Genomic DNA, 23,332 nt, shown 5'->3' on the forward strand with positions numbered 1-23,332 from the left:
CACCGCACGGCGCGGCGCGCCGACGCCGGGCAACGCTGCCGCGCCGCACAGCGCCGCACAGCGCGCCGCCACCGCGCAACGTCACTCCCCACCGCACAGCGCGCCCACCGCACAGCGCGCCGCGTGAGAGCCGCGATTCAGTCGATCCGCAGGCGAGCCATATAAGGCAGATGGTCGGACAACCACGCGGTTTCCTGCGCCGGCTGGATCCATTCGACCGGCCGCATGCCCCGCACGAACATCTTGTCCAGCGCGAGCGCCGGCGAAAACGCCGGGAACGTGCGCCCGGATTCGCCTAGCAGCGTCGCGACTTCGTTCATGCCGAGTTCGCCGAACAGCGGCACCGAGTCGTTGCGCCAGTCGTTGAAGTCGCCGGCCAGCACGAGCGGCCCTTCGGGCGCTTCCTTGGCGATCCAGTGCGCGATCCAGCGCATCTGCCGCAGGCGCGCCTGGCGGGTCAGCGCGAGATGCGCGCACAGCAGCGTGACCGAGCGGCCCGCGAAGGTCGCGCGCGCGACCAGCAACCCGCGCCGCTCGAACCGGTGCGCGGAGATATCCCAACGGCCGCCGAGATCGAGCGGATGCGGCGACAGGATCGCATTGCCATGCCGCCATGACGGTTTGAACACGTTCGTTCCGAGCGCGATCTGCAATTCGAGCGCGCGCGCGATTTCGGTGGCCTGGCAGTGCCAGATGTCGTCCGCGGGGTCGCTGAGCGGCGTACCGAAGTTGCTCGCGAGGACCGGCGCGGGCATCCGGCGCGCCATCGCTTCCTGCAGGAAGTAGGCGTCGGCGTGCGTCGACTGCACCCAGCGCTGCATCGCCTGCCATGCCTGAAAACCGAGCGGCGAGCGGCCTTTGTGCAGGTTCCAGCTGACCGCGATGAAGTCGCGCTCGGGTAACACGAGCTCCGATCCGGCCTCGATCCGTTTCGGCTCGTTCCGCCCGGAATCGGTCTGCCCCGCGGGATCGCGTATCAATTCTTCGGGGTTTCGCATGCCGCGTTGTCCACGTTGTTCATTGCTGTGCAGGGGTGCTGGCGACGTTCGCGCGTACGCGATAGACGAGTTGCGGATCCTTGTCGATGATCGTCCAGCTCGCCCAGTCGCCGGACGCACTCTTGAGGCCAGGATGGCTCGCACTCACCTGGCGCGGTTGCGGCGGCAGCTTGCAGCCCGCCGGTGTCGCGCGCGCCGGGCCGGGTTCTTCGAGCGTTTCCTGCGCGTCGATCGCAAGCGTCACGCCGCCTGCGTCCGCCGCGATCGGCGAAACGGTCAGCGTGCGCTGCAAGTCGATCTCGCCGGCCGGCTGGTCCTTGCAACCGACGTTGTGCTGGACGACGTGATGGTGCGTGTCCGTGCGCGCCTGGCCGACCGTCGTCGTACCGTCGAATGCATCGATCTGCTGGCCGTCCTGCATCACCTGCAACTGCCATTGCACGACCGGTGTGGCCGTGCCGCCAGGCTGCTGCGCGAATGCGACGTACGGTATGCATAGCAGCATGGCCACGATGCGGGTTTTCCACATGAACGGAGTCTCCGGAATCGTTGCGGTCGCGTCCTCCGACAGCCGACCATCTTACGCCTGACGGCGGGAACCTCTCTGACCCCCGAATCCCCTTCGGGTTCAGCAACCATACGCTGCAAATTGTGACGCAGTCGCGCGCAATCAAGCGCTATTAGCAGCAACCCCGCGCCGCTGCTGGCTTGCAAGGCCGTTGCACATCGTTACACTGAAACCGGGACGGCGTCGGCGGGCGCCGTGCGTAATAACGAGCAGCACTTGCACGACGGGGTGAGCGATGACAACGGCGATGGTCAAACAGGAGATCGCGGTCGCGTCTTTCAGCAAGGTCTACGACCTCGATCAGGTCGAAACCGCACTCAACGATCTCAGCGAAGGCGCGAACGATGCACTGCGCGCCACCTACGAAAAAATGCTGAAAATCGGCAACCTGCGCTTTTGCGTGAAGCCGAACCGGATGCCGTCGATCGACGACCTGATCGGCACGTTGCCCAACTTTTCCGAACCGCTCGACGATGTGCGCAGGCAGGTCGCGCTATGCATCGAAACCGACGACCGGCTCGAGTTGATGCCGATCCTGCTGCTCGGCGATCCGGGCATCGGCAAGACGCATTTCGCGAAACAGCTCGCGCGCCTGCTCGGCACGTCGTATCACTATGTCGCGATGGGGGCGCTCACTGCGGGATGGATTCTGTCGGGGGCGTCGTCGCAGTGGAAGAATGCGAAGCCGGGCAAGGTGTTCGACGCGCTCGTGCACGGCAGCTATGCGAACCCGGTAATCGCCGTCGACGAAATCGACAAGGCGAGCGGCGACTCGCAATACGACCCGCTCGGTGCACTCTATGCGCTGCTCGAGCACGACACCGCGCAGACCTTTATCGACGAGTTCGCCGAGATTCCGATCAACGCGGGTCACGTGATCTGGATTGCAACCGCAAACGACGCGCGCGCGATTCCGGAGCCGATTCTGAACCGGATGAACGTCTACGAAATTCCAGCGCCGGATCGCGACGGCGCGCGACGCATCGCGCAGTCCATCTACGACGAGATTCGCAGCGCGCACGGCTGGGGCACGCGTTTTCCGGCGCATCTTTCCGATGCTGCGCTCGAACCCTTGCAGCGCGCGTCGCCGCGCGAGATGCGGCGCGCGATCCTGAACGGATTCGGCGCGGCGCGCATCGATGGACGCGATCAGATTCTGGCGGCCGACATCCGCCTCGATTACGCGACGCGGCGCAAACCGATCGGGTTTTAGCGCGCCGCGTGCGTGGCCGCGTGCCGTGCGTTCCGTGCGTTCCGTGCGTCACGCCTCGTCGACGCAAGCCGTCCGCGGGCCGGCTAGTTTTTCATCTGCGTTTGGGTTCGCATCGGTCCGCGCGACGGTGCGCCTGTCGACGCGGGGCACGATCGGACTCGCCGCGAAGAGTCGGTCAGCAAAGCGAACGGAACACGGGCGAGCGGCGGTAAATTCGGTTTATTAACGCAAATTCCCGATAGCGAAGCGATACCCTTGCACGACACGCGTCGCCGCAAACAATCGAGCGGCGCGCGATGTCCTCCAGGCGCCACCCCGGGCATCGCACAATCGACAATCTCTGCGAAGCCGCCATGAAGCATGCTCTGCCTGCTGTGTTGCTCATCTCCGCAACTGCGACGCTGCCTTCGTTCGCGGCCGGCGAAAGTAGCGCCAACGTACTCGCGCAAACGATTGCGATGAGTGACAATGCGCCGAAAACCCACGCGCAGGTGCAAGCGGAACTCGCGGCGGCGCGCGCACCCGGCGGCGAACTGAGCATGAATCCGAACGACCCAGCCTATCCACCGTCCTTCGCGACTGGCGGCTATACGGTGCCGATTGCGAAGATCGACACGCAGCGCACCGCTCCATTGCAACGCCTGCCGTCAGCCGGTAACTGATCCGGTCGCGCCGGTATCGCGTCACATCGAAACGGCCCGCTGCATGGCGCCGCACACAAAAGCCACGCACAAACTGTTCGATTCGTCCGCTTCACCACACATCATCGACCGCGACGGCGTACACTCCATCGACGCGGTACGCGTTGAGGATCGCTATGCCCGCAGCCCATTCCGGCTTCGGGCATTTGCGTCTCTGGAGCCGTCGTACAATTTTGCCGTGTGCTTATGATGCGCGACGGCGAAGGGTAGCCGGCATGGACCCGGTCGACTGTGCGCGATCTTCACATCTTCGCTGGGTGGACGAGACAGAACGCGGTGCCGGACAGGCCGCGTGAACGGACATGGATCAAATCGAATGTGTGGTAATCGGCGCCGGCGTGATCGGTCTTGCCGTCGCGCGCGCGCTTGCGGCGCGTGGGCGCGAGGTGATCGTGCTCGAAGCGGCCGAGGCGATCGGCGTCGGCACGAGCTCGCGCAATAGCGAGGTGATTCACGCGGGTATCTACTATCCGCGCGGCTCGCAAAAGGCCGCGCTGTGCGTGCGCGGCCGCGAACTGCTGTATGAATACTGCGCGGCGCGTAATGTGCCGCATCAGCGCTGCGGCAAGCTGCTTGTCGCGACTGCGCGCAACCAGATTCCGCAGCTCGAAAGCATCCTTGTGCGCGGCAAGGAAAACGGCGTGCTCGATCTGATGCGTATCAGCGGCGCCGAAGCGCAGGAGCTCGAGCCTGCGCTCGAATGTGTCGACGCGGTGTTTTCGCCGCAAACCGGCATCGTCGATAGCCATCAACTGATGCTCGCGCTGCAAGGCGACGCCGAACGCGATGGCGCGGTGATCGCGTTTCATGCGCCGGTCGAGTCGATCGAGGCGATCAACGGCCGCTTTATCGTGAAGGTCGGCGGCGCCGCGCCGGCCACCATCGGCGCCGCATGCGTGATCAACAGCGCGGGGCTTCACGCGAACACACTGGCGCGCAAGATTCGCGGTCTCAACCCGCGCTGTATCCCGCCGCTCTATTTCGCGCGCGGCAACTACTTCAGCATGTCGGGGCGTGCGCCCTTCAGCCGGCTCATCTATCCGATGCCGAATGAAGCGGGTCTCGGCGTGCATCTGACCATCGATCTCGGCGGTCAGGCGCGTTTCGGCCCGGATGTCGAATGGGTCGACGCGATCAACTACGACGTCGACCCGCGCCGCGCCGACTCGTTCTATGCGGCGATTCGCGCCTATTGGCCCGCGTTGCCGGATCATGCGTTGCAACCCGCGTATGCCGGCATTCGTCCGAAGCTGTCCGGCCCCGGCGAGTCCGCCGCCGATTTCCTGATTCAGGGCGCGTCCGCGCACGGCGTGCGCGGGCTCGTGAACCTGTTCGGCATAGAGTCGCCGGGGCTGACCGCATCGCTGGCGATTGCGCAGCGCGTCTGCGAACTCGCGGGGCGCGCATAGGGAAGCCGGGGGAGACGGCACGGCGTGCGGCCATCTGTCGCACGCCGCGCGATGCGCGTGTCTCCACGCTGCAAGCGTGCAGCCGGCGCGCGCCAGGCTGCGATTGCGCTTATGACCGGCATGGAACGCGTCCACCGGGCGGCTTCATTGTTATGCTTGGATACCGCTGTCGATAGAACAGTGGATCAATCAGGACATAACGGAGCGAGTCCCCATGAAATCATCCCGTCGTACGTTTCTGATCACGAGTATCGGTGCCGTGTCGGCGCTGGCGTTGTCGCGCGAAGCGCTTGCCGATGCGCCGAAGGTCGCGGAAAGCGATCCGACTGCGCAGGCGTTGGGCTACAAGATGGACGCGAGCAAGGTCGATAAGGCGAAGTTCGCCAAATACGCGGCCGGCGAGGAATGCGACAACTGCAGCTTCTTCCAGGGCAAGCCCACCGACGCGTTCGCGCCATGTCCGATGTTCGCGGGCAAGCAGGTTGCCGCGAAGGGCTGGTGCAGCGCGTACAACAAGAAGGCGTAAGCGCGGCATGCACCGATGATCGGCCGGTTACCCGGCAACTGACTGATCGCGGCATCTGAAAAGACGTCCGCCGCGTACCGCGCGGCGGACGTTTTTTTGCTTGAAAACGCATGAAGCGCTCTTTACACTGCGCGCAGGACGCATACGGGCCGGGCGGCGTCGATCGCCCCGCGCCGCATTCGCCTGCCCACAATACTTGGCCGCAAGAATTCGACCCATCTCACTGCGCGACGTCGAACACCCAGCACGCAGCCGGAGACAATCGATGGCACCAGCATCCAGAAAGCTCACCACGCGGGCGGTCGCGGCGGCCGTCATCGGCAACGCGCTCGAGTGGTACGACTTCACCGTGTTCGGCTTGCTCACGGTGGTGATCGCGGAGCTTTTCTTTCCCACCGGCGGCGACTATTCGTCGATCCTGCTCGCCACCGCGAGCTTCGGTGTCGCCTTCTGCATGCGGCCGATCGGCGGCATCGTTCTTGGGCTGTATGCGGACCGCGCGGGGCGCAAGGCCGCGCTGTCGCTCGTGATCGGCCTGATGACGCTCGGCATCCTGCTGCTCGCGATCGCGCCGCCGTATTCGGCAATCGGCATCGGCGCGCCGCTGCTAATCGTGATCGGCCGGCTGTTGCAGGGCTTTTCCGCGGGCGGTGAGTTCGGCAGCGCGACCGCGTTGCTGATCGAGGCCGCGCCGTTTTCGAAGCGCGGTTTTTACGGCAGCTGGCAGATGTCGAGCCAGGCTGCGGCGCTGCTGCTCGGCGCGCTGATCGGCGCGGCCGTCACGCGCGGCCTGTCGCACGAGGCGCTGACTTCGTGGGGCTGGCGCGTGCCGTTTCTGCTCGGCCTCGTGATCGGGCCGATCGGCTTTTATATTCGCCGCAATCTCGCCGATTCCGAGGCGTTTCTGCACGCGCAGCAGCACGCGCGGCGCGCGACGCTGCGCGAAGTCTTCACGCATCACAGCCGCGATATCGTATGCGGACTCGGTTCGGTGATCGCGCTGACCGTGACGATCTACGTGCTGATCAGCTATCTACCGACGTTCGCCGTGAAGCAACTGAAGCTGCCTTATGGCGAGTCGTTCACCGCGGTGATCGTCGGCAATTCGCTGTTGATGGTGCTGTCGCCGGTCGCCGGCGCCTGGTCCGACAGGATCGGCCGCAAGGGTTTGTCGTTGTGGTCGCTCGCGCTGACGCTGGTGCTGATCTATCCGCTGTTCGTGTGGCTCGAAGGCGCGCCGAGCGTGTCGAAGCTGATTCTCGTGCAGGCTGTGCTGTCGATCACGCTGTCGGGCTACTACGGTCCGTTCGGCGCGATGATGGCCGAGATGTTTCCGGCCAATGTGCGCTCGATCGGCCTCTCGCTCGCGTACAACATCGCGGTGATGCTGTTCGGCGGATTCGGGCCGTTTATCGTTACGTGGCTGATCAGCAAAACCGGTTCGCCGCTCGCGCCGACCTACTACGTGATGGCCGGTCTCGCGATATCGATCGTCTCGGTTGCGTGCATACCGGCGACACGTCATGCGGATCTGGATGCAATGCGCAAGCCCGCGTAAGCGCGGGCGAACGCGTTTCACTCTCGCGCCGGCATCAGCGGCGGCCGCCGGTTGAACCACGGGCGTGCCGTTTCCAGTTGCGCCGCAAGGCGCAGCAGCGTCGCCTCGCCGCCGTCGCGCGACGCGAACTGCACGCCGATCGGCAGACCGCGCGCATTCCAGTAAAGCGGCACCGACATCGCCGGCTGCCCGGTCAGATTGAACAGCTCCGTGCATCCGGCCCATGCAAAGGCCTTGTTTGCCGTTTCGTCCAGCAGCTTCTTCATCAGCGCTTCGATGCGCAGTGCGGTCACCACGCGCATCTGCAGACGCTCGGCCGGGCTCGGCTGCATCGCGCCGATCTTGATCGGCGCGGACGCGAGCGTCGCACACAGCAGCACGTCGTAACGGTTCAGCAGATCGGTCAATTTCGCGGTGAGCTTGCGCTGTTCGTCGAGCGCGACCGGCAACGCGCGTTCGCCGAATTTGCGGCCGATATGCGCCATCGTCCAGGTCGTCACTTCGAACTCGTCGCGCGTCGGCTTGCGTCCGGTGATGCGGTCCGCGTTGAATACGGCCGACTCCGCGACGACCGCGCCGATCATCAGATACGCGTTGCGCACGGCGTCGAAGTCGACATTCAGCGATACCGGTTCGACGTGGTGTCCGAGCGATGCCGCGAGTTGCGCGGCGTCGTCGAGCGCGGCGCGCACGTCGGCCGATAACGCGGGCGCGAGCATCGGGTCCGTCACATAGCCGATATGCAGCGGTTTGCCGTGCGGCTCGGCGAGCGCGCCGAGAAACGTGCCGGGCGCGCCGGGCGGCCGGTCCGCATGGCCGCAGGTCAGATCGAGCAGCAGTGCGCTGTCGCGCACGCTGCGCGACACCGCGAGCGTCGAGCTCAGATCGCCCGGCATCGGTTCGCCGAACGGCGGCTGGCGGCCGCGCGACGGCTTGAGCCCGAACAGCCCGCAACACGACGCCGGAATGCGGATCGACCCGCCGCCGTCGGACGCATGCGCAAGCGGCACGATGCCGGCCGCGACGGCCGCCGCGGCGCCGCCGCTCGAGCCGCCGGGCGTGTGATCGAGACTCCACGGATTGCGGCACGGACCATGTAGTTCGGGCTCCGTAAAAGGCAGCAGCCCGATCTCCGGCGTGTTCGTCTTGCCGAAGATATTCAGTCCGGACGCGCGCGTGAGGGTGATGATCGGCGCGTCTTCCTTCGCGACGAAGTGCCGGTAGTGACGGCTGCCCATCGACATGCGCAAGCCGGCCACCGGTGTCGACAGGTCCTTGATCAGATACGGCACGCCGGCGAGCGGTCCCGCGCCCAGGCGATCGATGCCGCCGCCATTGACGGCGTCGCGCGCCGCACGGCGGCGCGCGGCGTCGTAGTCCTTGACGACGATTGCGTTGATCGCGGGGTTCGTCGCTTCGGCGCGTGCGATCGCGGCGTCGAGCAACTCGCGCGCGCTGACCTCGCGTTTCTTTACCAGTTCGGCAAGGCCGATGGCGTCGTGGGCAAGATAGTCGGATTGCACGGCTTGGGCGTCTCCCGGGCGAGCGGCCGACAGCGAGTGGACGGAGCGGTACGCGGCGCGCGACTGCGCGCCGCGTCGACAAGCTTAGCCGAAGCGCTCGCTTACAGACGTTCGCCGAGGAACGTCAGCGTGCGGCCATGCGCAAGCGCAGCCGAATGCTGGTGATAGCTCGGACGATCGCTGCAGTTGAAGCCGTGATCGGCGTTCGGGTAGATATGGAATTCGACGTCGCCGCGGCCGGCGAAGCGCTCCTTCACCTCGCCGACGGCTGACGTCGGAATGTGCGCGTCGAGTTCGCCATAGTGGAACTGCATCGGCACCGTGATCTTCGCGGCGAACTCGAGCTGGTTCTGGATGCCGCCGCCATAGTAGGCGACCGCGGCGTCCACGCTACCTTGCGCGGCCGCCCGATACGCGAGCAGGCCGCCGAAGCAGTAACCGATCGCCGCGACCTTGCCGGTCACTTCGGGCATCGTGCGCAGCGCGGCGGCGGTCGCGCCGATGTCGGCCGCGGCCAGATCGACGTTGGTCTTCTGCATCAGTTCGATGGCCTTGTCGCGATCGGCGCCGGCGTAGGTCAGATCGAGACGCGGCTGCGTGCGCCAGAAGATATCCGGCGCGATCGCCACATAGCCGTCCTGCGCATACTGCTCGGCGACTGTGCGGATGTGGCCGTTCACGCCGAAGATTTCCTGGATGATGATGACGGCCGGGCCCTTGCCGCTTTTCGGCAAGGCCTGATACGCGCCGAAGCTCGCGGAGCCGGCGGGGATATCGATCCAACGGGAAGTGACGCTCACGTTCATTCTCCTCAGCAAGGCGACAGGCCAACGGGCCGGCCGAAAACGGCGCCCAGTTTGCCATCAAAAGACGCGCACTGCAGCGGCGTCGGGAGCGCGTGCGCGATCGCGCAATGCGCATCGAATTTTCCCGTAAGCGGATTGAACCCGCGCTGCCTGGCTTGTTGTGCGGTGATCGGCGCGGTGAAGGCGGGCATCGGCGGAATCGAATGCAAAGGCCACGCGTCGAGCGACGCGGTCCAATTCGATGCAGCATGAGCGGATTCGGGGCGAGCCGATCGATCGTGGTGCGTGCGGTGCGCCACATAAGCCGGGCGGCACGCGTGGGCGGCTGACCTGCAATTCGGCATCCTGTCGATTGCCGGGAGAAAATCGCGGCCGCGTTAACGCGGCGTCGGCCTATTAACGGCGTTTTGAAGTGAGATCTTTAGAAAGAGCGCTTCTATATAGACGAACACTGGCCGCCGCGGCGGTTATGGCGCACCCGCAAGCGCGCCGGACACCGGCCCGGAAGCCGTCCGGAAGGCCTGCGGAGATCCGCCGCGCACACGCTCCCGCCGCTTTCTCGCGGGCATGTGGGATAAACGCTATTGGTAGTGATCCCACTTACTCAAAAAAACCCCACAAATTAATTTGATGGCCTACACTTGCGCGCTGGTACGAACGGCCGCCTGCCAAAAACGGGCTGGTTTGCGTGCTTGCCAAGTGCATAACGATGCATCCGGCGGAGTCGTCCACGGGATTTGAGCGACACGTGAAGGACGCGGGGCACAAGGGCGATTACGTTGTTTTTGGGACCGAAACTGGAGACTTACATGAACATCAAGATTCAAAAGCTGTTGCCGATCAGCGCTGCGGCGATGCTGTTCGCGACGTTGGCAACCGGCGCGGCAGCGGACGAGGTCGTCAAGATCGGCCACGTCGCCCCGCTCACGGGCGGCATTGCGCACCTGGGCAAGGACAACGAAAACGGCGCACGCCTCGCGGTTGAGGAAATCAACGCGAAGGGGCTCACGATCGGTGGCCAGAAAGTCACGCTGCAGCTCGACCCGCAGGACGACGCGGCTGACCCGCGTACCGCCACGCAGGTTGCGCAGAAGCTCGTCGACGACAAGGTCGTCGCGGTGGTGGGCCACCTGAACTCCGGTACGTCGATTCCGGCTTCGAAGATCTATAGCGATGCGGGCATCGTGCAGATCTCGCCGTCGGCCACCAACCCGGCCTACACGCAGCAAGGCTTCAAGACGACGTATCGCGTCGTTGCGACCGATGCGCAGCAAGGTCCGGCACTGGCCAACTACGCAGCCAAGGGCCTGAAAGTGAAGAGCGTCGCGATTGTCGACGACTCGACCGCTTACGGCCAGGGCCTCGCGAACGAATTCGAAAAGACCGCGAAGTCGCTGGGTATGAACGTGATGTCGCACGATGCGACCAACGACAAGGCGGTCGACTTCCGCGCAATCCTGACGAAGATCAAGGGTGAGAACCCGGACGCGATCATGTACGGCGGCATGGACGCGACCGGCGGCCCGTTCGCCAAGCAGGCCAAGCAGCTCGGCCTGCGCGCGAAGGTGCTGGCGGGCGACGGCGTGTGTACCGACAAGCTGTCGGATCTCGCCGGCGACGCGACCGACAATATCGTGTGCTCGGAAGCGGGTATGGCGCTCGAGAAGATGGATGGCGGCAAGGCATTCGAAGCGAAGTACGAGAAGCGTTTCGGCCAGCCGATCCAGATCTACGCACCGTTCACGTATGACGCGGTGTACATCATCGCCGACGCGATGAAGCGCGCGAACTCGACCGATCCGGCGAAGATCCTCGCGGCGATGCCGAACACCGACTACAAGGGTGTGATCGGTGAAACCACGTTCGACTCGAAGGGCGACCTCAAGCACGGCGTGATCTCGCTGTACAACTACAAGTCCGGTAAGAAGACGCTGCTCGACGTCGTCAAGATGTAAGAGCGGAAACAGGGCGGATGGCGGGCTTGCCCGCCGTTCGCTCGCGCGAACAGCGCATCGAAGGCACGCGGCTTTATTGCTCGCGTGCTTTTTTTTTGTCTGCGGGTGGGGGGGCATGTGTGGGTGAAGCGGTGAAGCGGTGATGCGGTGGTGCGGGTGAAGCGTGCGACGCGGCCGACGCGAAGAAACGCGCGCAGCGGTATTTGAACCCGCCGCCTGCAGGAGATGCCGCGGCGCGCCGTCGGTGGACCGGCGCGCGCCGGGTTCGCGCTTCAGATGCCGAGGCGCCGCAATACCTTCGGACCGGCAAATGCGATCAGTGCCGCACAGGCGGCGACGACCGAAAGACCGATCGGCAGCGTGGTCACCTGCGCGACGCCGCCGATGATCACCGGCCCCAGCAACAGGCCGAAATACGCGAGCCCGGCCACGTGCGCGAGCCCTTCGGCCGCATGGATGCCCTTCACGCGCGCGGCCGCTGCGAACAGCACCGGCATCATGTTCGCAAGGCCGAGGCCCATCAACGTGAAGCCGGTCATGGCCGTGATCGGGTACGGCAGCAGCAGTGCGCCGACCATGCCCACGCAAGCGAGCGACGCGCTCGCCATCACGAGTTGCGGTGCGCCGAAGCGCGCGCGCACCGCGTCGCCCGCGAAACGGGCCGCCGCCATGCCGCCGGAAAATGCCGCGTAGGCGGCGCTCGCGACCGCGGGCGTCGCGACCACGACATCGCGCATATACACGGTCGCCCAGTCGTACATCGCGCCTTCCGCGATCAGCGCGATTAGCGCGACGATGCCGAGCGCCCACAACGCCGACGAACGCCAGCGATTCGCGCGCGGCGTGTGCGCGTCCGGATGCTCCGCGTGCGGCACATGCGGCAGCACGGATGGACACGCGATAAGCAGCACGGCCGCGCTGACCCCGGCGGCGAGCAGCATATGCACGACCGACGTCATGCCGTGGGCGAGCAGCGCGCCGCCGGCCGCCGCGCCGGCCATGCCGCCGACGCTGAACATGCCATGCAGCGCCGACATGATCGGCCGCCCGAGCGCCTGTTCGACCGCGCTCGCTTCGGCGTTCATCGCGACGTCGAGCGTGGCCATTCCCGCGCCGAAGAAAGCGAGCACGACGAGCAGCATCCAGTACGTGGGCACCAGCAGGATGAGCGCCGCGCAGACCGACATCGTCAGGCCGCCGGCGAGACACGCGCGGCGCGTGCCGACGCGCGCGATCCACGGCCCGTTCGCGGTCATCGCGGCGATCGAGCCGCCCGCGACCGCGAGCAGCGCGAGCGACAGTAGCGCCGGATTCAGCGCGAAGCGGTCGCGCACGGTCGGCACATGGATACCCCATGAGCCGTACATCATGCCTGCGATAAAGAACAGGGCCATCGTCGCGTAGCGTGCGCGGTTGCGCGCGGCCACGGGCAAATCGCGATGGGCGGCGGGAAGTATGGCGACGTCAGGCGGTCGGTCGGACACAGGTAATCTCGTCGGAGAAAGGGCGGGAAAGCGGGCTGAAAGCAGAGTCACGATTCTAGCGAAGCGCGCAGCACCGTGCTGACATGGCGCTGCACTAATATCTAGGTCACTGTCGATGTCGTGTCGATGTCGATGTCGATGTCGATGTCGATGTCGATGTCGATGTCGATGTCGATGTCGATGTCGATGTCGATGTCGTGTCGTGTCGTGTCGTGTTGGGTGCGGGTGCGCGCTGTTGCGCCGTCGCCAGCGCATCGCCGCAGGTTGGTCACGCATCGGCCCGCGTCGGTCATGCATGACCAGGCACCGACCACGCACCGACCACGCACCGACCACGCACCGACCACGCACCGACCACGCACCGACCACGCACCGACCACGCACCGACCACGCACCGACCACGCACCGACCACGCACTGGCTTAAACCACCACGACGAAACGCAACGCCTACCCGAGGCTGCCTTGAAAATTCCCGCTCACGCTCCGCTCGACCTGTTGCACCGCGTTGCCGCGGGCACGCTTGCGACACACTCGCGCCAGCCGCAAGGGTTTCCGTATCCGTCAATTCTCCCGTTCGTGCCCGGCGCGCGGCACCAGCCGACGATTCTCGTGAGCCGGCTCGCCGAGCACACGCGCAACCTCGAGGACGACCCGCGCGCCGGTTTCCTCGTCGCCGATGCGCCGGACGGCGACGTGCTCAATGCGCAGCGCGTGACCCTGCTCGGCAGATTCGAGCGGATCGACCCCGAGCCGCCGCTTGTGCAACGCTACCTGCGCTATCAGCCGGACGCCGAACGCTATCTCGCGCTCGGCGACTTCTCGTTCTGGCGCCTCGCCGTCGAGCGGATCCGCTATATCGGCGGATTCGGCACGATGGGCTGGCTCGACGGCAGCGAGCTCGATCCGCTCGAGCCGTTGCCGTTCGATGAAGAAGCCGCCCTGATCGAGCGCTTCCCGGCACACCCGCGCCGCCCGGGCAATGTCGAACTGCTCGGCGTCGACCGCTATGGCGTGGATTTCCGCGTCGCGGGCACGCGTACACGCCGCGCCTTCGACGCTGCGCCAGCGATGGATGCCGCGACGCTGCGCGCGGCCTTTGAACTTTGTGTGGCCGACGTGCTTAGCGAATGACCAGAAAATACTGCACGATGCTTAATCGTTCACGAATGCGACAGGAAAGTTTTCATGAAATGAAATGATTTCGCGCCATACAACAGAATAGGTTTCATCGTTCGGGAATCGATTCAGAATCGATTCGTTGAAGATGCTACTTTTCCGACAAAATATGAATCGGAGGCTGAATGTGCACGCCGCTTTCGACACTTCGCTGAAAGTTTAAGAAACAGCAATTAATTAATTTGAGCTTCCACCTATTCGCGCGTTTATATTTTGTGTTAATCTCGCCTGCAAATTCCGAGGCATGATCACCTTCTAAGGACTAAATCGGCTTCAGACCGTCAGTCCATTTTCCAAACGACAAGGGAACCTATGTCTTCCTACAAGGAACTCCTCGCGCAGCGCGAGAAGCTTGAAAAGCAGATCGAAGAGGCAAAGGCGCGTGAATATGCCGAAGTGCTGAACGAGATCAAGCAAAAGATGGCCGACTACGGCATTACGCTTGCAGAACTCGGCGGCGGCCGTGGTGCCAAGCATGCGAAGGTCGGCCGTGCACGCACGGGCGTGGCGCCGAAGTATCGTGATCCGGATAGCGGCAATACGTGGTCGGGCCGCGGCAAACCGCCGCGCTGGATCGCCGGTCAGGATCGCGAAAAGTTTCTGATTCAGAAATAAACGCAATCGCCGGCGCTTGCGCGCCGGTCTGACAGAAACCGCGCTGCCACAGTTGTGGGCGCGGTTTTTGTTTGTCTGCGTGATAAAGCAAAACATATCGCGCTATTCGACATGTCGGCGCGGCACACGGCGTACGGCCCCGCGCGAAACTGCGATGCGAATGCTTCACGTTTGGATAACCGACTGATTCGAAAGAATTTTTTTGGCGACTTAACTGACACTTAACGCGTCGCCGGGTAAAATGAAAGGGTTGAATCGTTCCCTGTCCATATGTCGTCGAACGCCGCCGCCCAATCCGCAGAAAAACATCAGGTCGCCCGCAAAAGCACGTTCGTCAGTATCGTGCTCAATGTCGTATTGATGAGTGCGCAAATCACGATTGGTGTGTTCGCGCATTCGCAGGCGTTGATCGCTGACGGCGTCCATTCGCTCGCCGACCTGGTTTCGGACTTTGTCGTGCTGATCGCGAACCGCCACAGCGGCGCGGAGCCGGACGCCGACCACAACTATGGTCACAGCCGGTACGAGACGGTCGCGTCGCTGTTTCTCGGCGGCCTGCTGATCGCAGTGGGCGTCGGCATGCTGTGGCGCGCCGGCACCCGGCTCGTCGATCTGCAGCACATTCCGCCGGTGCATGCGAGCGCGCTCGCGGTCGCGGTGGTGGTGCTGATCTCCAAGGAAGGGCTGTTTCGCTACATGCTGCTCGAAGCGCAACGCGTGCGCTCGGCAATGCTGATCGCGAACGCGTGGCATGCGCGCTCGGACGCGGCGTCGTCGCTGGTGGTGGCGCTCGGTATCGTCGGCAGCCTGTTCGGCATGGGTCTGCTCGATCCGATCGCGGCCGCGATTGTCGGCTTCATGGTCGCGCGGATGGGCTGGGTATTCGGCTGGGACGCGCTGCAGGATCTGTCCGACCGCGCGCTCGATGAACCCGCCGCGGCGGACGTGCGCGCGTTACTGATGTCGACGCCCGGCGTGCGTGACGTGCTCCAGTTGCGTACCCGCAAGATGGGCGACCTCGCGCTCGTCGACGCGCATATCCTTGTCGATCCATTCATTTCTGTGTCGGAAGGACACTACATTGCGGAGTCGGCGCGCACACGCGTATTGACGGACAACCGCGTGCTCGATGCGCTGATTCACGTCGATCCCGAAAACGACGTAATCGCGCAGCCGCCGCCCGGTCTTGCGCCGCGCGAACGGGTGGTCGCCGAAGTCGAAATGGTATTCGCCTCTGCCGGACTGAAACCCGCCGCGGTGAACCTGCATTATCTGAGCACGGGTCTCGACGTCGAAGTGCGGCTGCCGGCGGCGCGCGCGGAGGCGCTCCAAGACATCGAACAATGTCTCGCGCGTCTCGATCTTGCCGGTTTGCAACGTCGGCTGGGCGCGCGCACGCTGGATGTGCAGCGCGAAATCGACGTGCCCGCAGGCGCCGTCGTGCATGAGCGGCGCGAAGACGGGCGATAGCGTTGGCGACCTGAGTGACGACCTGAACGGCGACCTGAGTGCTGACCTGAGCCGCAATCCGAGCCGAACTGCGACGTCAATGGTCGCGCGGCAAAGCGACGGCGTTCGGCGCAACGCCTGCGCGCGAAATCGCGGTCAACGCGGCAACGGCGAATCGCGGTCAGAAAGCCAGCCAGCTCAAAGCGGCAACTGCGTATCGAACTTGATCTCGCGCAGCACGACGCTCGTGCGGACCTGCGCGACGGCCGGAATCTTGAAAATCCGTTCGTGCAGAAACGAGTCGTATGCCTTGATGTCCGGCGCGACGATTTTCAGGATGTAGTCGGATTCGCCGGTCGTGCTGTAGCACTCGGTCACTTCCGGGCAAGTGGCGATTTCCCGCTCGAACTGCTCGACGCCTCCCTCGGTGTGCCGCGTCAGATGAATATGCGCGAGCGCGCAGACGTGCAGCCCGAGTTTTTCCCGGTCGAGCAGCGCCGTATAGCGCTGGATGATGCCGGACTGCTCCATATCCTTGATACGGCGCCAGCAAGGCGTGCTGGACAGGCCGACCTGATCGGAGATTTCCTGCACGGACCGGCGGGCGTCCAGTTGCAAGAGGCGCAGAATTTTTTGAGAAAACGTATCGAGTGTCAACTGCGGCCTCCGTTGGCGTCGCCGTATTCCGTCATGGTAGAGGGCGCGAAAACGAAACGCAATCGAAACACCCGTTTATGAGGCGTATTGCCTAATTTGCGGGTTAGTCAGCGACATTTCGTCCTGAGCCGTCCCCATCATCGGCGTTCAGCGCGGCGTCCGGCCGCTGCGCGCAAAGCTCCGCGAGCATATTGCAGAAGAGCGCGCCCTGCTCGATCGCGTCGTCGAGCGCGACGTGCGTATGCGGCAAGTCGTCGAACCAGTGCTTCGGCAGGCGCGGCTTGATGCATTTGCGATACGGCAGGCCGGTCATCGCGAACGCGAGCGTCTTGATGTCGAGCGCGGACCACGAGAACGGACAGCGTCCGGCGAAACGCATCATGTACCAGAACATGAACGTAAAGTCGAAACCGGCGGGCATCGCGACGAACACCGGTTTGCCGGGCAACGCTTCGACCCACTCCACATAAGCGATCAGCGCTTCGGCCGGCTGGCGCAACTCCTTGCGGCAGGCGGCCCACGCGTCGGGCTGCGTTTTCCACCACGCTTCCTGCACCGGATGCGGCGCCGCGCCTTCGAGCAGTTCGAGGTTGGCCGAGAAGGTGCTGATCAGCTGTTTGTCTTCGGTGTACGCGGCGGAGGCAAAGCTCAGCATCGAATGCGGGCCGGGAATCGGGCCGTCCGCTTCGACGTCGGTGCTCACATAGATTTCGCCGTTCATGCGCCGACTCCATCGGCCACGTAGGGATTCGTGCGGCGTTCGTCGCCGAACGTCGAAGTCGGGCCGTGGCCGGGCACGAATGTGACGTCGTCGCCGAGCGGCCAAAGCTTGTTGCGGATCGACGCGACCAGGTCGCCATGATTGCCGCGCGGAAAGTCGGTGCGGCCGATCGATCCGGCGAACAGCACATCGCCCACCAGCGCGAGACGATGCTTGCGACTGAAGAACACGACGTGGCCCGGCGTGTGCCCGGGGCAGTGATAAACCTCGAGCGTTTCATTGCCGAACTGAGCGGTATCGCCGTCGTCCAGCCAGCGGTTCGGCGCGAATGCAACGGCTGCCGGGAAGCCGAACCGCACGCTCTGCTCGGGCAGCTTGTCGAGCCAGAAGCGCTCGTCCGGATGCGGGCCTTCGATCGGTACGCCGTAATGCGCCGCAAGCGTCTGCGCGCCGGCGCAATGATCGACATGACCGTGTGTCAGCAGGATCTTGTCGACGCTCACGCTCTGACGCGCGATCTCGCGCTGGATGACGTCGAGATCGCCGCCCGGATCGACCACGGCGGCGCGCCCCGTCGCCTCGCAAACGAGCAGCGAGCTGTTCTGCTGAAACGGTGTGACGGGAATGAGTGTGACTTTCATGAGCGCGGTGCGGGGCGGCAAAGAATCGATTGTACCCGGGGCAATGCATCGACCGCCTGCCGCCGTCCGGAGCCTTTCGGTTCGCGCACGGACGGACATTCTTACGGCTATGGTAAAAGTTATGTAAAGATCCGGGCGCTTTGGCTACCCGACTTTCTGTTTTAGGTATAATGCGGCCATTGTGTGCGGTAGACCGCACTTTCACCGGTTGACCCATCCCCGGTCCGACGTCCGTAGTTTCGTCGTCAGAAACGGGAATGGAGGTTGCCTTCAAGTAAGTGCCGTCGTTGTCAGACGGCAAATCCGAGCATCGAGCGCTTCGATGCACACGTCTTGTCCAGCCAGGCGCCACGCGCCTGCTACGGCCTCGCTGCCGTGACGCTGGATGGGGCCTACGCCGCCGTTCCTACGTATCGCAGTCCGGATGCAAGAACGTGTAGCCATGTTCGATGGCGGCGTAAGGGGTCTGGCCAAAGCCTGCGGGGACAGGGGTGTGCCAGACGTGAAAACTAACCGTGCGGTAGCGGCAGAACAGGCCGCGTACGGCTTGACCCTCTGCGCTTTCGGGCGCGGCGTGTGGTCGTGCCTTGCCGCCCGGGTCGCATGCAACACGCAACCATTCGCGTGATGCGACTCGCCTTGTAACATCGTTTGTCTTATGAAAACTCGGTTAACCCGACGTATTGGGAGTCTTTTTGCCTTTTTGATCGTGACCGGCTGCGCGATGCCGCCAGGCTCGCAAGATCAGGCCGGCAACGCGCCTTTGAGCACCAAGGCGACGCAGACCGCATCGGCGGCCCCGCAAGCTTTCGGCTCCGCCAGCGACGCGCCTGCTTCCGCATCGGACGCGAAGGGCAAGCTCGCCGACGCGAACGCTTTGACGGACGACGGTCCGGATGTGTCCAACTTTCACCAGACCGGCCGCGCGTCATGGTATGGCAAGCTGTTTCACGGCCGCCGCACCGCGAATGGCGAGCGCTTCAATATGAATGCGCTGACGGCCGCGCACCGCACGCTGCCGCTCGGCTCGTACGTGCGCGTGACCAACCCGGAGACGAACGATTCAGTCGTCGTGCGGATCAACGACCGCGGCCCTTACGCACGAGGCCGTGTGATCGACCTGTCGTACGCCGCTGCGCGGATGCTGCATTTGCAGCACGCCGGTACCGGGCGGGTGCAGATCGCGGGCTTGACGCAGCGCGAAGCAAAGGTCGAACAGGCGGAGATGCTCGCCGCAAACAGCAACCCGAGCGTAGAGAAATAACGGATAAGAATCTCGGGATAACAGACCGGACCAGCCGCGCGGCCTGAGGCGGACGCCGGTTCTCGTCGTGCTCGCGCACTGTGGCGAGCCGCGTCTAACCTCTCGCTTGCTCGACGAAGGGTCGCTCGCGCGACCCTTCAGTCTTTTCTGAGTTCGAGCGCGCGTGCATATAGCGCGTTGCGCGACGCGCCGGTAATCGCCGCCGCGATTTTCGCCGCGCTGCTCACCGGCAGTTCGTCGAGCAGGATCGCAAGCAGCCTGTCGTGATCATGTTCGCCCGCGGCCTGCGGCGCCGCGCCTTCCACCACCACCACGAATTCGCCGCGTTGCCGGTTCGGATCGTCTGCGAGCCATGCTGGCGCTTCGGCCAGGGTGCAGCCGTGCAGCGTCTCGTGTAACTTCGTCAATTCGCGTGCGATCAGCAGGCGTCGCTCGCCGCCGAATGCGGCGGCGAGCGCGTCAACGGTTTCGACGATGCGGTGCGGCGCTTCGTAAAACACCAACGCGTGCGGATGCGCGGCCAGTTGCTGAAGCTGCGCGGCGCGCTGCTTCGCTTTCGCCGGCAGGAAGCCGATGAACGAGAAGGTCGCGACCCAGTCGCCGGCCACGCTCAGCGCGGTCGCGAGCGCGCTTGCGCCGGGCAGCGGCACGACAGGCAAACCGGCTTCACGCACCGCATCCACGAGCTTCGCGCCCGGGTCCGAGATGCCGGGCGTGCCCGCATCCGACACATACGCGACCCGCTCGCCCGCCTGCAGATGCTCGACGATGCGCAGCCCGGCCGCGCGCTCGTTGTGCTGATGCACGGCAATCAGCGGCTTCGAAATACCGTAGCGGGCGAGGAGCTGACCGGTGTTGCGCGTGTCTTCCGCGGCAATACGATCCACCAGTCCGAGCACGTGCAGCGCGCGCAGCGTGACGTCGGCGCTGTTGCCGATCGGCGTCGCAACCACATACAGCGCGCCCTGCGGATAGTGCTGCTGCTGCGCGAGTTCGGAGAGAGGAGTCATGAGACTGAAGACGCAGACTGACAGAATAAGCCCGACATTGTGCCACCGTGCGGAAGGCGGCAAGCGGGAGCTCGGCCGCGTGGACGATGACGTCGAGCGCGATGACGCGGATCGTGACGTGACTCGGCATGCCGGCGGCGCGGGTCGACACAAAGGTGGTAGGGAGGAGAATTGTGAAGGCGCCTGTGAAGGCAACCACGCAAGCACCTGCGAACACAACCACGAACGCGCCCAAGCAGACAACCGCAAACGCACATCGAAAAGCAGCCCTGATGACAACTTTCCGCGTGCCGAGCGGTCGAAAATCGCCAGACGTATCGTGCGGTCGAAAACGGCTACCACGAGTATTGGCGCGAAATTCGAGGCGCACGCGCTGCGCTTTCTGCAGCGGCAGCGCATGCATTTTGTCGCGCGCAATGTCGCGTGTCGCGGCGGCGAGCTCGATCTCGTGATGCGCGATGCCGACGGCACGCTCGTATTCGTCGAAGTGCGGGCGCGCGGGCGGCAAAGTTACGGCGGCGCAAGCGCGAGCGTCGGCCGGCATAAACGTCAGCGGCTCGTGCGCGCCGCGCAGTATTACCTCGCAGCGCGCCCGGGTGAAGCGGCCGCATGCCGTTTCGACGTGGTCGCGTTCGAAGCCGGGCGTCTCGTCTGGTTGCGCGACGCATTTCGCGCAGACGATGTCTGACGCGCAAGACATACGGCGTACACGCGATATTTGCTGCGCGATAGTGCACGCGAGTACGCTAAACTTGCGGACGCGCATCGGGCATCGACCGCTGTGCCGCGCGGCGGCGGTTCGATGCGCAACGCGAACCGCCGGCGCGAGCCACCGGCATTGCATGATGCGATGTGACCCGCGATGTGACCCGCGACGCAGCCCGCGGTGTGACCCATGATTTAACCCGCGACGCGAACCGCAACGTACCCGCAACGCACCGCGGCGTCGCTGCGCAAGACCCGAAGCGATCAGACCCGAAGCAATCCGACGCGCCGTCCAACACGCGCAGCACAAGATAGAGAGTCGATGTCAGTCGAGCGTATTCAACAGCACTTTCGCGACAGCGTGGAAGTGAAACTCGCCGCAGCGGAAACCCTGGCGCTGCCGATTGCCGCTGCAATCGACACGATGTTCGGCGCGCTCGCGAACGGCAACCGCATTCTCGCGTGCGGCAACGGCGGCTCGGCGGCCGACGCGCAACATTTCGCGGCCGAACTGGTCGGCCGCTTCGAACGGGAGCGGCCTGGCCTGCCGGCGATCGCGCTGACCACCGATGCGTCGGTGCTCACCGCGCTCGCGAACGACTACGCATACGACCAGGTTTTCGCGCGCCAGATTCGCGCGCTCGGCCAGCCCGGCGACGTGCTGCTCGCCATCACGACGTCCGGCAACTCGGCGAACGTGCTGGCGGCCATCGACGCCGCGCACGAGCGCGAAATGATCGTCGTCGCGTTGACGGGCAACGGCGGCGGCCATACGAACGGCGTGCTGACCGAGTTCGATATCCACGTTTGCGTGCCGTCCGGGCGGACCGCGCGCATTCAGGAAGTGCATCTGCTGACCATCCACTGTCTGTGCGACGGCATCGATGCGATGTTGCTGGGCGAAGAGTGACTTCGAAGGGAGAGGAAGTTGATGAGCGGATACCGCATGAAAAGTACGCTTGTGAGGACCACGCTCGTGGTGGGGCTGGCTGCCGGCTTGTCGGCGACGCTGCAAGGCTGCTTCCTCGCGGTCGGCGCCGCGGCGGGCGGCGGCGCGCTGGTCGCGACCGACCGGCGCACGCTCGGCGCGCAGACCGAAGATCGTGAAATCCAGGTGAAGGCGATTTCGCAGATCAACGGGAGCCTCGGCGGTGACGCGCATGTGAACGTGACGGTCTTCAACCGGCGCGTGCTGCTGACCGGCGAAGTGCCCGACGACGCGTCGAAGCAGAAAGCGGAAAGCGTGGTGCGCGGTATCAACAATGTGCATGCGATCGTCAACGAGCTGACGGTGGGGCCGGCGGTCGATTTCTCCTCGCGCACCAACGATACCTACCTGGAAGGGCGCGTGAAAACCGCGCTGATCGCGGAGAAGGACCTGTCCGCGAATAACTTCAAGGTGGTGGCCGAGGGCGGCTCGATCTATCTGATGGGGCTTGTCACGCAGGATGAAGGCGCGCAGGGCGCGAACGTCGCGAGCCGCGTGCCGGGTGTGACGAAGGTCGTCAAGGTGTTCCAGTACATCGAACCGTCGGAAGCAGTCGCGGCGGCGGCCGCGGCGGCATCGGCGTCGAGCGCGTCGGCGCCGACTGCGGCGGCCGCGCCTGATGATGTGACGACCGGCGCGGTGCCGGATTCGTCGGTCACCTCGAAGCCGCTCGACCAGCAGCCGCCGGCGCCGGTGTCGAACTCGAATGTGCAGCCGGGCAGTCCACAGGCTGTGAAGTGATGGTTCGCAGCATGACGACGATGCCGCGCACAATGCGCGGCGCGATGGAGCGCGCGGTTCAGGCCGCGCGTCGTGCGGTGCCTGCGGGCCTGGCTGTGACAATCGCGGCTTCGTTTTCGCTGCTGGTGGCGACGCCTTCGGCGCACGCGGCCGACACGCCGCCGCCCGGTTTGCAGATCGCGCAGCGTAACGCGTGCCTCGGTTGCCATGCGATCGATCGCAAGCTGGTCGGTCCGTCGTTTCTGCAGGTCGCAAGCCGCTACAAGGGCAACGCGCAGGCGCAGGGGCTGCTCGAGCACAAGGTGAAAGACGGCGGCTCCGGCGTGTGGGGCGCGATTCCGATGCCGTCGCATCCGGCGATGAGCGACGCGGATATCCGCACGGTGGTCGAGTGGGTGCTGGCCGGCGCGCCATCAAAATGACAGCGCGGACTTGTCAAATCCAAAAAAGCTTGTGCTAGAATTGCGGATTCGTGGGGGCGGTAGCTCAGCTGGGAGAGCGTCGCGTTCGCAATGCGAAGGTCGTGAGTTCGATCCTCATCCGCTCCACCAGAAAAATGAAAGGCCTCGCCATTTGGCGAGGCCTTTTTCGTTGTGGGCATGAGCATTGCCGTAAGGGCGGCC

Annotated in this window: 25 protein-coding genes and 1 tRNA gene; 15 read left to right on the forward strand and 11 right to left on the reverse strand. The window is 64.6% G+C overall.

Features of this window, described 5'->3' with window-relative positions; genetic code table 11:
- Positions 1-137: 137 nt before the first annotated feature.
- Complete coding sequence (locus HV675_RS29565) at positions 138-998, reverse strand: endonuclease/exonuclease/phosphatase family protein (protein WP_175115007.1); 861 nt, start codon at positions 996-998, stop codon at positions 138-140.
- 19 nt (positions 999-1,017) lie between these two features.
- Positions 1,018-1,527, reverse strand: coding sequence for a hypothetical protein (locus HV675_RS29570; RefSeq protein WP_175115008.1), 510 nt, complete (start codon positions 1,525-1,527; stop codon positions 1,018-1,020).
- Between the two features lie 274 nt (positions 1,528-1,801).
- Here HV675_RS29570 and HV675_RS29575 point away from each other — a divergent pair, with 274 nt between their 5' ends.
- The 5 genes from HV675_RS29575 (at position 1,802) to HV675_RS29595 (ending at position 6,973) form a co-directional block, all read left to right on the forward strand.
- A complete protein-coding gene (locus HV675_RS29575; RefSeq protein WP_175115009.1) occupies positions 1,802-2,779 on the forward strand; it encodes an AAA family ATPase in 978 nt (325 codons plus the stop codon).
- Between the two features lie 353 nt (positions 2,780-3,132).
- Complete coding sequence (locus tag HV675_RS29580; RefSeq protein WP_175115010.1) at positions 3,133-3,441, forward strand: DUF4148 domain-containing protein; 309 nt, start codon at positions 3,133-3,135, stop codon at positions 3,439-3,441.
- A gap of 341 nt (positions 3,442-3,782) precedes the next feature.
- Complete coding sequence (locus tag HV675_RS29585) at positions 3,783-4,889, forward strand: NAD(P)/FAD-dependent oxidoreductase (RefSeq protein WP_175115011.1); 1,107 nt, start codon at positions 3,783-3,785, stop codon at positions 4,887-4,889.
- Between the two features lie 214 nt (positions 4,890-5,103).
- Positions 5,104-5,415 carry a high-potential iron-sulfur protein gene (locus tag HV675_RS29590; RefSeq protein ID WP_175115012.1) on the forward strand — a complete coding sequence of 104 codons (312 nt, stop codon included), beginning with the start codon at positions 5,104-5,106 and terminating at the stop codon, positions 5,413-5,415.
- Between the two features lie 265 nt (positions 5,416-5,680).
- On the forward strand, positions 5,681-6,973 hold the full coding sequence (locus HV675_RS29595; RefSeq protein WP_175115013.1) for an MFS transporter: 1,293 nt from the start codon (positions 5,681-5,683) through the stop codon (positions 6,971-6,973).
- Positions 6,974-6,990: 17 nt separating this feature from the next.
- Here the strand turns inward: HV675_RS29595 and HV675_RS29600 are convergent, their stop codons facing one another.
- From HV675_RS29600 to HV675_RS29610, 3 genes are all read right to left on the reverse strand, one after another.
- A complete protein-coding gene (locus HV675_RS29600) occupies positions 6,991-8,496 on the reverse strand; it encodes an amidase (protein WP_175115014.1) in 1,506 nt (501 codons plus the stop codon).
- 101 nt (positions 8,497-8,597) lie between these two features.
- Complete coding sequence (locus HV675_RS29605) at positions 8,598-9,296, reverse strand: dienelactone hydrolase family protein (protein WP_175115015.1); 699 nt, start codon at positions 9,294-9,296, stop codon at positions 8,598-8,600.
- 11 nt (positions 9,297-9,307) lie between these two features.
- The gene (locus HV675_RS29610; RefSeq protein WP_175115016.1) at positions 9,308-9,493 is read right to left on the reverse strand and encodes a hypothetical protein; all 186 of its coding nucleotides are present in this window, start codon (positions 9,491-9,493) and stop codon (positions 9,308-9,310) included.
- A gap of 618 nt (positions 9,494-10,111) precedes the next feature.
- Between HV675_RS29610 and HV675_RS29615 the strand changes: the two genes are divergently transcribed.
- Complete coding sequence (locus tag HV675_RS29615) at positions 10,112-11,257, forward strand: branched-chain amino acid ABC transporter substrate-binding protein (RefSeq protein WP_175115017.1); 1,146 nt, start codon at positions 10,112-10,114, stop codon at positions 11,255-11,257.
- A 272-nt stretch (positions 11,258-11,529) separates the two neighbouring features.
- Here HV675_RS29615 and HV675_RS29620 read toward each other — a convergent pair whose 3' ends face one another.
- Together HV675_RS29620 and HV675_RS29625 are read right to left on the reverse strand one after the other, a co-directional pair.
- Positions 11,530-12,741, reverse strand: coding sequence for an MFS transporter (locus HV675_RS29620; protein ID WP_175115018.1), 1,212 nt, complete (start codon positions 12,739-12,741; stop codon positions 11,530-11,532).
- A 101-nt stretch (positions 12,742-12,842) separates the two neighbouring features.
- The gene (locus HV675_RS29625; protein WP_175115019.1) at positions 12,843-13,034 is read right to left on the reverse strand and encodes a hypothetical protein; all 192 of its coding nucleotides are present in this window, start codon (positions 13,032-13,034) and stop codon (positions 12,843-12,845) included.
- 170 nt (positions 13,035-13,204) lie between these two features.
- On the opposite strand from HV675_RS29625, the gene HV675_RS29630 reads away from it, so the two are divergent.
- The 3 genes from HV675_RS29630 to HV675_RS29640 all read left to right on the forward strand — a co-directional run bounded on the left by HV675_RS29630 (position 13,205) and on the right by HV675_RS29640 (position 16,003).
- Positions 13,205-13,873: a HugZ family pyridoxamine 5'-phosphate oxidase gene (locus HV675_RS29630; protein ID WP_175115020.1), complete on the forward strand. Its 669-nt coding sequence runs from the start codon at positions 13,205-13,207 to the stop codon at positions 13,871-13,873.
- 357 nt (positions 13,874-14,230) lie between these two features.
- Entirely contained in the window at positions 14,231-14,533 is a 303-nt protein-coding gene (locus HV675_RS29635) for an H-NS histone family protein (protein ID WP_175115021.1), read from the forward strand.
- Positions 14,534-14,803: 270 nt separating this feature from the next.
- Entirely contained in the window at positions 14,804-16,003 is a 1,200-nt protein-coding gene (locus HV675_RS29640; protein WP_175115022.1) for a cation diffusion facilitator family transporter, read from the forward strand.
- A 177-nt stretch (positions 16,004-16,180) separates the two neighbouring features.
- Here HV675_RS29640 and HV675_RS29645 read toward each other — a convergent pair whose 3' ends face one another.
- The 3 genes from HV675_RS29645 to HV675_RS29655 all read right to left on the reverse strand — a co-directional run bounded on the left by HV675_RS29645 (position 16,181) and on the right by HV675_RS29655 (position 18,001).
- A complete protein-coding gene (locus HV675_RS29645; protein WP_175115023.1) occupies positions 16,181-16,639 on the reverse strand; it encodes an Lrp/AsnC family transcriptional regulator in 459 nt (152 codons plus the stop codon).
- Positions 16,640-16,742: 103 nt separating this feature from the next.
- Positions 16,743-17,360 carry a 3'-5' exonuclease family protein gene (locus HV675_RS29650; protein ID WP_175115024.1) on the reverse strand — a complete coding sequence of 206 codons (618 nt, stop codon included), beginning with the start codon at positions 17,358-17,360 and terminating at the stop codon, positions 16,743-16,745.
- Positions 17,357-18,001, reverse strand: coding sequence for an MBL fold metallo-hydrolase (locus HV675_RS29655; RefSeq protein WP_175115025.1), 645 nt, complete (start codon positions 17,999-18,001; stop codon positions 17,357-17,359). Before HV675_RS29655 ends, HV675_RS29650 begins: the two co-directional genes overlap by 4 nt.
- 658 nt (positions 18,002-18,659) lie before the next feature.
- On the opposite strand from HV675_RS29655, the gene HV675_RS29660 reads away from it, so the two are divergent.
- Positions 18,660-19,265, forward strand: coding sequence for a septal ring lytic transglycosylase RlpA family protein (locus HV675_RS29660; protein WP_175115026.1), 606 nt, complete (start codon positions 18,660-18,662; stop codon positions 19,263-19,265).
- 137 nt (positions 19,266-19,402) lie between these two features.
- On the opposite strand, the gene rsmI is transcribed toward HV675_RS29660, so the two are convergent.
- Positions 19,403-20,275, reverse strand: coding sequence for a 16S rRNA (cytidine(1402)-2'-O)-methyltransferase (gene rsmI, locus HV675_RS29665; protein WP_175115027.1), 873 nt, complete (start codon positions 20,273-20,275; stop codon positions 19,403-19,405).
- Between the two features lie 304 nt (positions 20,276-20,579).
- Here rsmI and HV675_RS32670 point away from each other — a divergent pair, with 304 nt between their 5' ends.
- From HV675_RS32670 to HV675_RS29690, 5 genes are all read left to right on the forward strand, one after another.
- The gene (locus HV675_RS32670; RefSeq protein ID WP_246270630.1) at positions 20,580-20,963 is read left to right on the forward strand and encodes a YraN family protein; all 384 of its coding nucleotides are present in this window, start codon (positions 20,580-20,582) and stop codon (positions 20,961-20,963) included.
- Positions 20,964-21,302: 339 nt separating this feature from the next.
- Positions 21,303-21,890: a phosphoheptose isomerase gene (locus HV675_RS29675; protein WP_175115029.1), complete on the forward strand. Its 588-nt coding sequence runs from the start codon at positions 21,303-21,305 to the stop codon at positions 21,888-21,890.
- 21 nt (positions 21,891-21,911) lie between these two features.
- Positions 21,912-22,709: a BON domain-containing protein gene (locus HV675_RS29680; protein WP_175115030.1), complete on the forward strand. Its 798-nt coding sequence runs from the start codon at positions 21,912-21,914 to the stop codon at positions 22,707-22,709.
- A gap of 44 nt (positions 22,710-22,753) precedes the next feature.
- Positions 22,754-23,131: a c-type cytochrome gene (locus HV675_RS29685; RefSeq protein WP_175115036.1), complete on the forward strand. Its 378-nt coding sequence runs from the start codon at positions 22,754-22,756 to the stop codon at positions 23,129-23,131.
- Between the two features lie 53 nt (positions 23,132-23,184).
- A tRNA-Ala gene (locus HV675_RS29690) sits at positions 23,185-23,260 on the forward strand.
- Positions 23,261-23,332 lie beyond the last annotated feature (72 nt).

It is taken from the genome of Paraburkholderia solisilvae (assembly GCF_902859875.1).
Lineage (GTDB): Bacteria > Pseudomonadota > Gammaproteobacteria > Burkholderiales > Burkholderiaceae > Paraburkholderia > Paraburkholderia solisilvae.

What these genes read in the sequence shown, in the direction of transcription:
- HV675_RS29580 (WP_175115010.1), top strand. Translation starts at nt 3,133, where the DNA reads ATGAAGCATGCTCTGCCTGCTGTGTTGCTCATCTCCGCAACTGCGACG.
- HV675_RS29635 (WP_175115021.1), top strand. Translation starts at nt 14,231, where the DNA reads ATGTCTTCCTACAAGGAACTCCTCGCGCAGCGCGAGAAGCTTGAAAAG.
- HV675_RS29570 (WP_175115008.1), bottom strand. Translation starts at nt 1,527, where the DNA reads ATGTGGAAAACCCGCATCGTGGCCATGCTGCTATGCATACCGTACGTC.
- HV675_RS29640 (WP_175115022.1), top strand. Translation starts at nt 14,804, where the DNA reads ATGTCGTCGAACGCCGCCGCCCAATCCGCAGAAAAACATCAGGTCGCC.
- rsmI (WP_175115027.1), bottom strand. Translation starts at nt 20,275, where the DNA reads ATGACTCCTCTCTCCGAACTCGCGCAGCAGCAGCACTATCCGCAGGGC.
- HV675_RS29565 (WP_175115007.1), bottom strand. Translation starts at nt 998, where the DNA reads ATGCGAAACCCCGAAGAATTGATACGCGATCCCGCGGGGCAGACCGAT.
- HV675_RS29655 (WP_175115025.1), bottom strand. Translation starts at nt 18,001, where the DNA reads ATGAAAGTCACACTCATTCCCGTCACACCGTTTCAGCAGAACAGCTCG.
- HV675_RS29585 (WP_175115011.1), top strand. Translation starts at nt 3,783, where the DNA reads ATGGATCAAATCGAATGTGTGGTAATCGGCGCCGGCGTGATCGGTCTT.
- HV675_RS29590 (WP_175115012.1), top strand. Translation starts at nt 5,104, where the DNA reads ATGAAATCATCCCGTCGTACGTTTCTGATCACGAGTATCGGTGCCGTG.
- HV675_RS29615 (WP_175115017.1), top strand. Translation starts at nt 10,112, where the DNA reads ATGAACATCAAGATTCAAAAGCTGTTGCCGATCAGCGCTGCGGCGATG.
- HV675_RS29675 (WP_175115029.1), top strand. Translation starts at nt 21,303, where the DNA reads ATGTCAGTCGAGCGTATTCAACAGCACTTTCGCGACAGCGTGGAAGTG.
- HV675_RS29625 (WP_175115019.1), bottom strand. Translation starts at nt 13,034, where the DNA reads ATGACCGACGCGGGCCGATGCGTGACCAACCTGCGGCGATGCGCTGGC.
- HV675_RS29660 (WP_175115026.1), top strand. Translation starts at nt 18,660, where the DNA reads ATGAAAACTCGGTTAACCCGACGTATTGGGAGTCTTTTTGCCTTTTTG.
- HV675_RS29575 (WP_175115009.1), top strand. Translation starts at nt 1,802, where the DNA reads ATGACAACGGCGATGGTCAAACAGGAGATCGCGGTCGCGTCTTTCAGC.
- HV675_RS29685 (WP_175115036.1), top strand. Translation starts at nt 22,754, where the DNA reads ATGGAGCGCGCGGTTCAGGCCGCGCGTCGTGCGGTGCCTGCGGGCCTG.
- HV675_RS29680 (WP_175115030.1), top strand. Translation starts at nt 21,912, where the DNA reads ATGAGCGGATACCGCATGAAAAGTACGCTTGTGAGGACCACGCTCGTG.
- HV675_RS29650 (WP_175115024.1), bottom strand. Translation starts at nt 17,360, where the DNA reads ATGAACGGCGAAATCTATGTGAGCACCGACGTCGAAGCGGACGGCCCG.
- HV675_RS29595 (WP_175115013.1), top strand. Translation starts at nt 5,681, where the DNA reads ATGGCACCAGCATCCAGAAAGCTCACCACGCGGGCGGTCGCGGCGGCC.
- HV675_RS29610 (WP_175115016.1), bottom strand. Translation starts at nt 9,493, where the DNA reads ATGCCCGCCTTCACCGCGCCGATCACCGCACAACAAGCCAGGCAGCGC.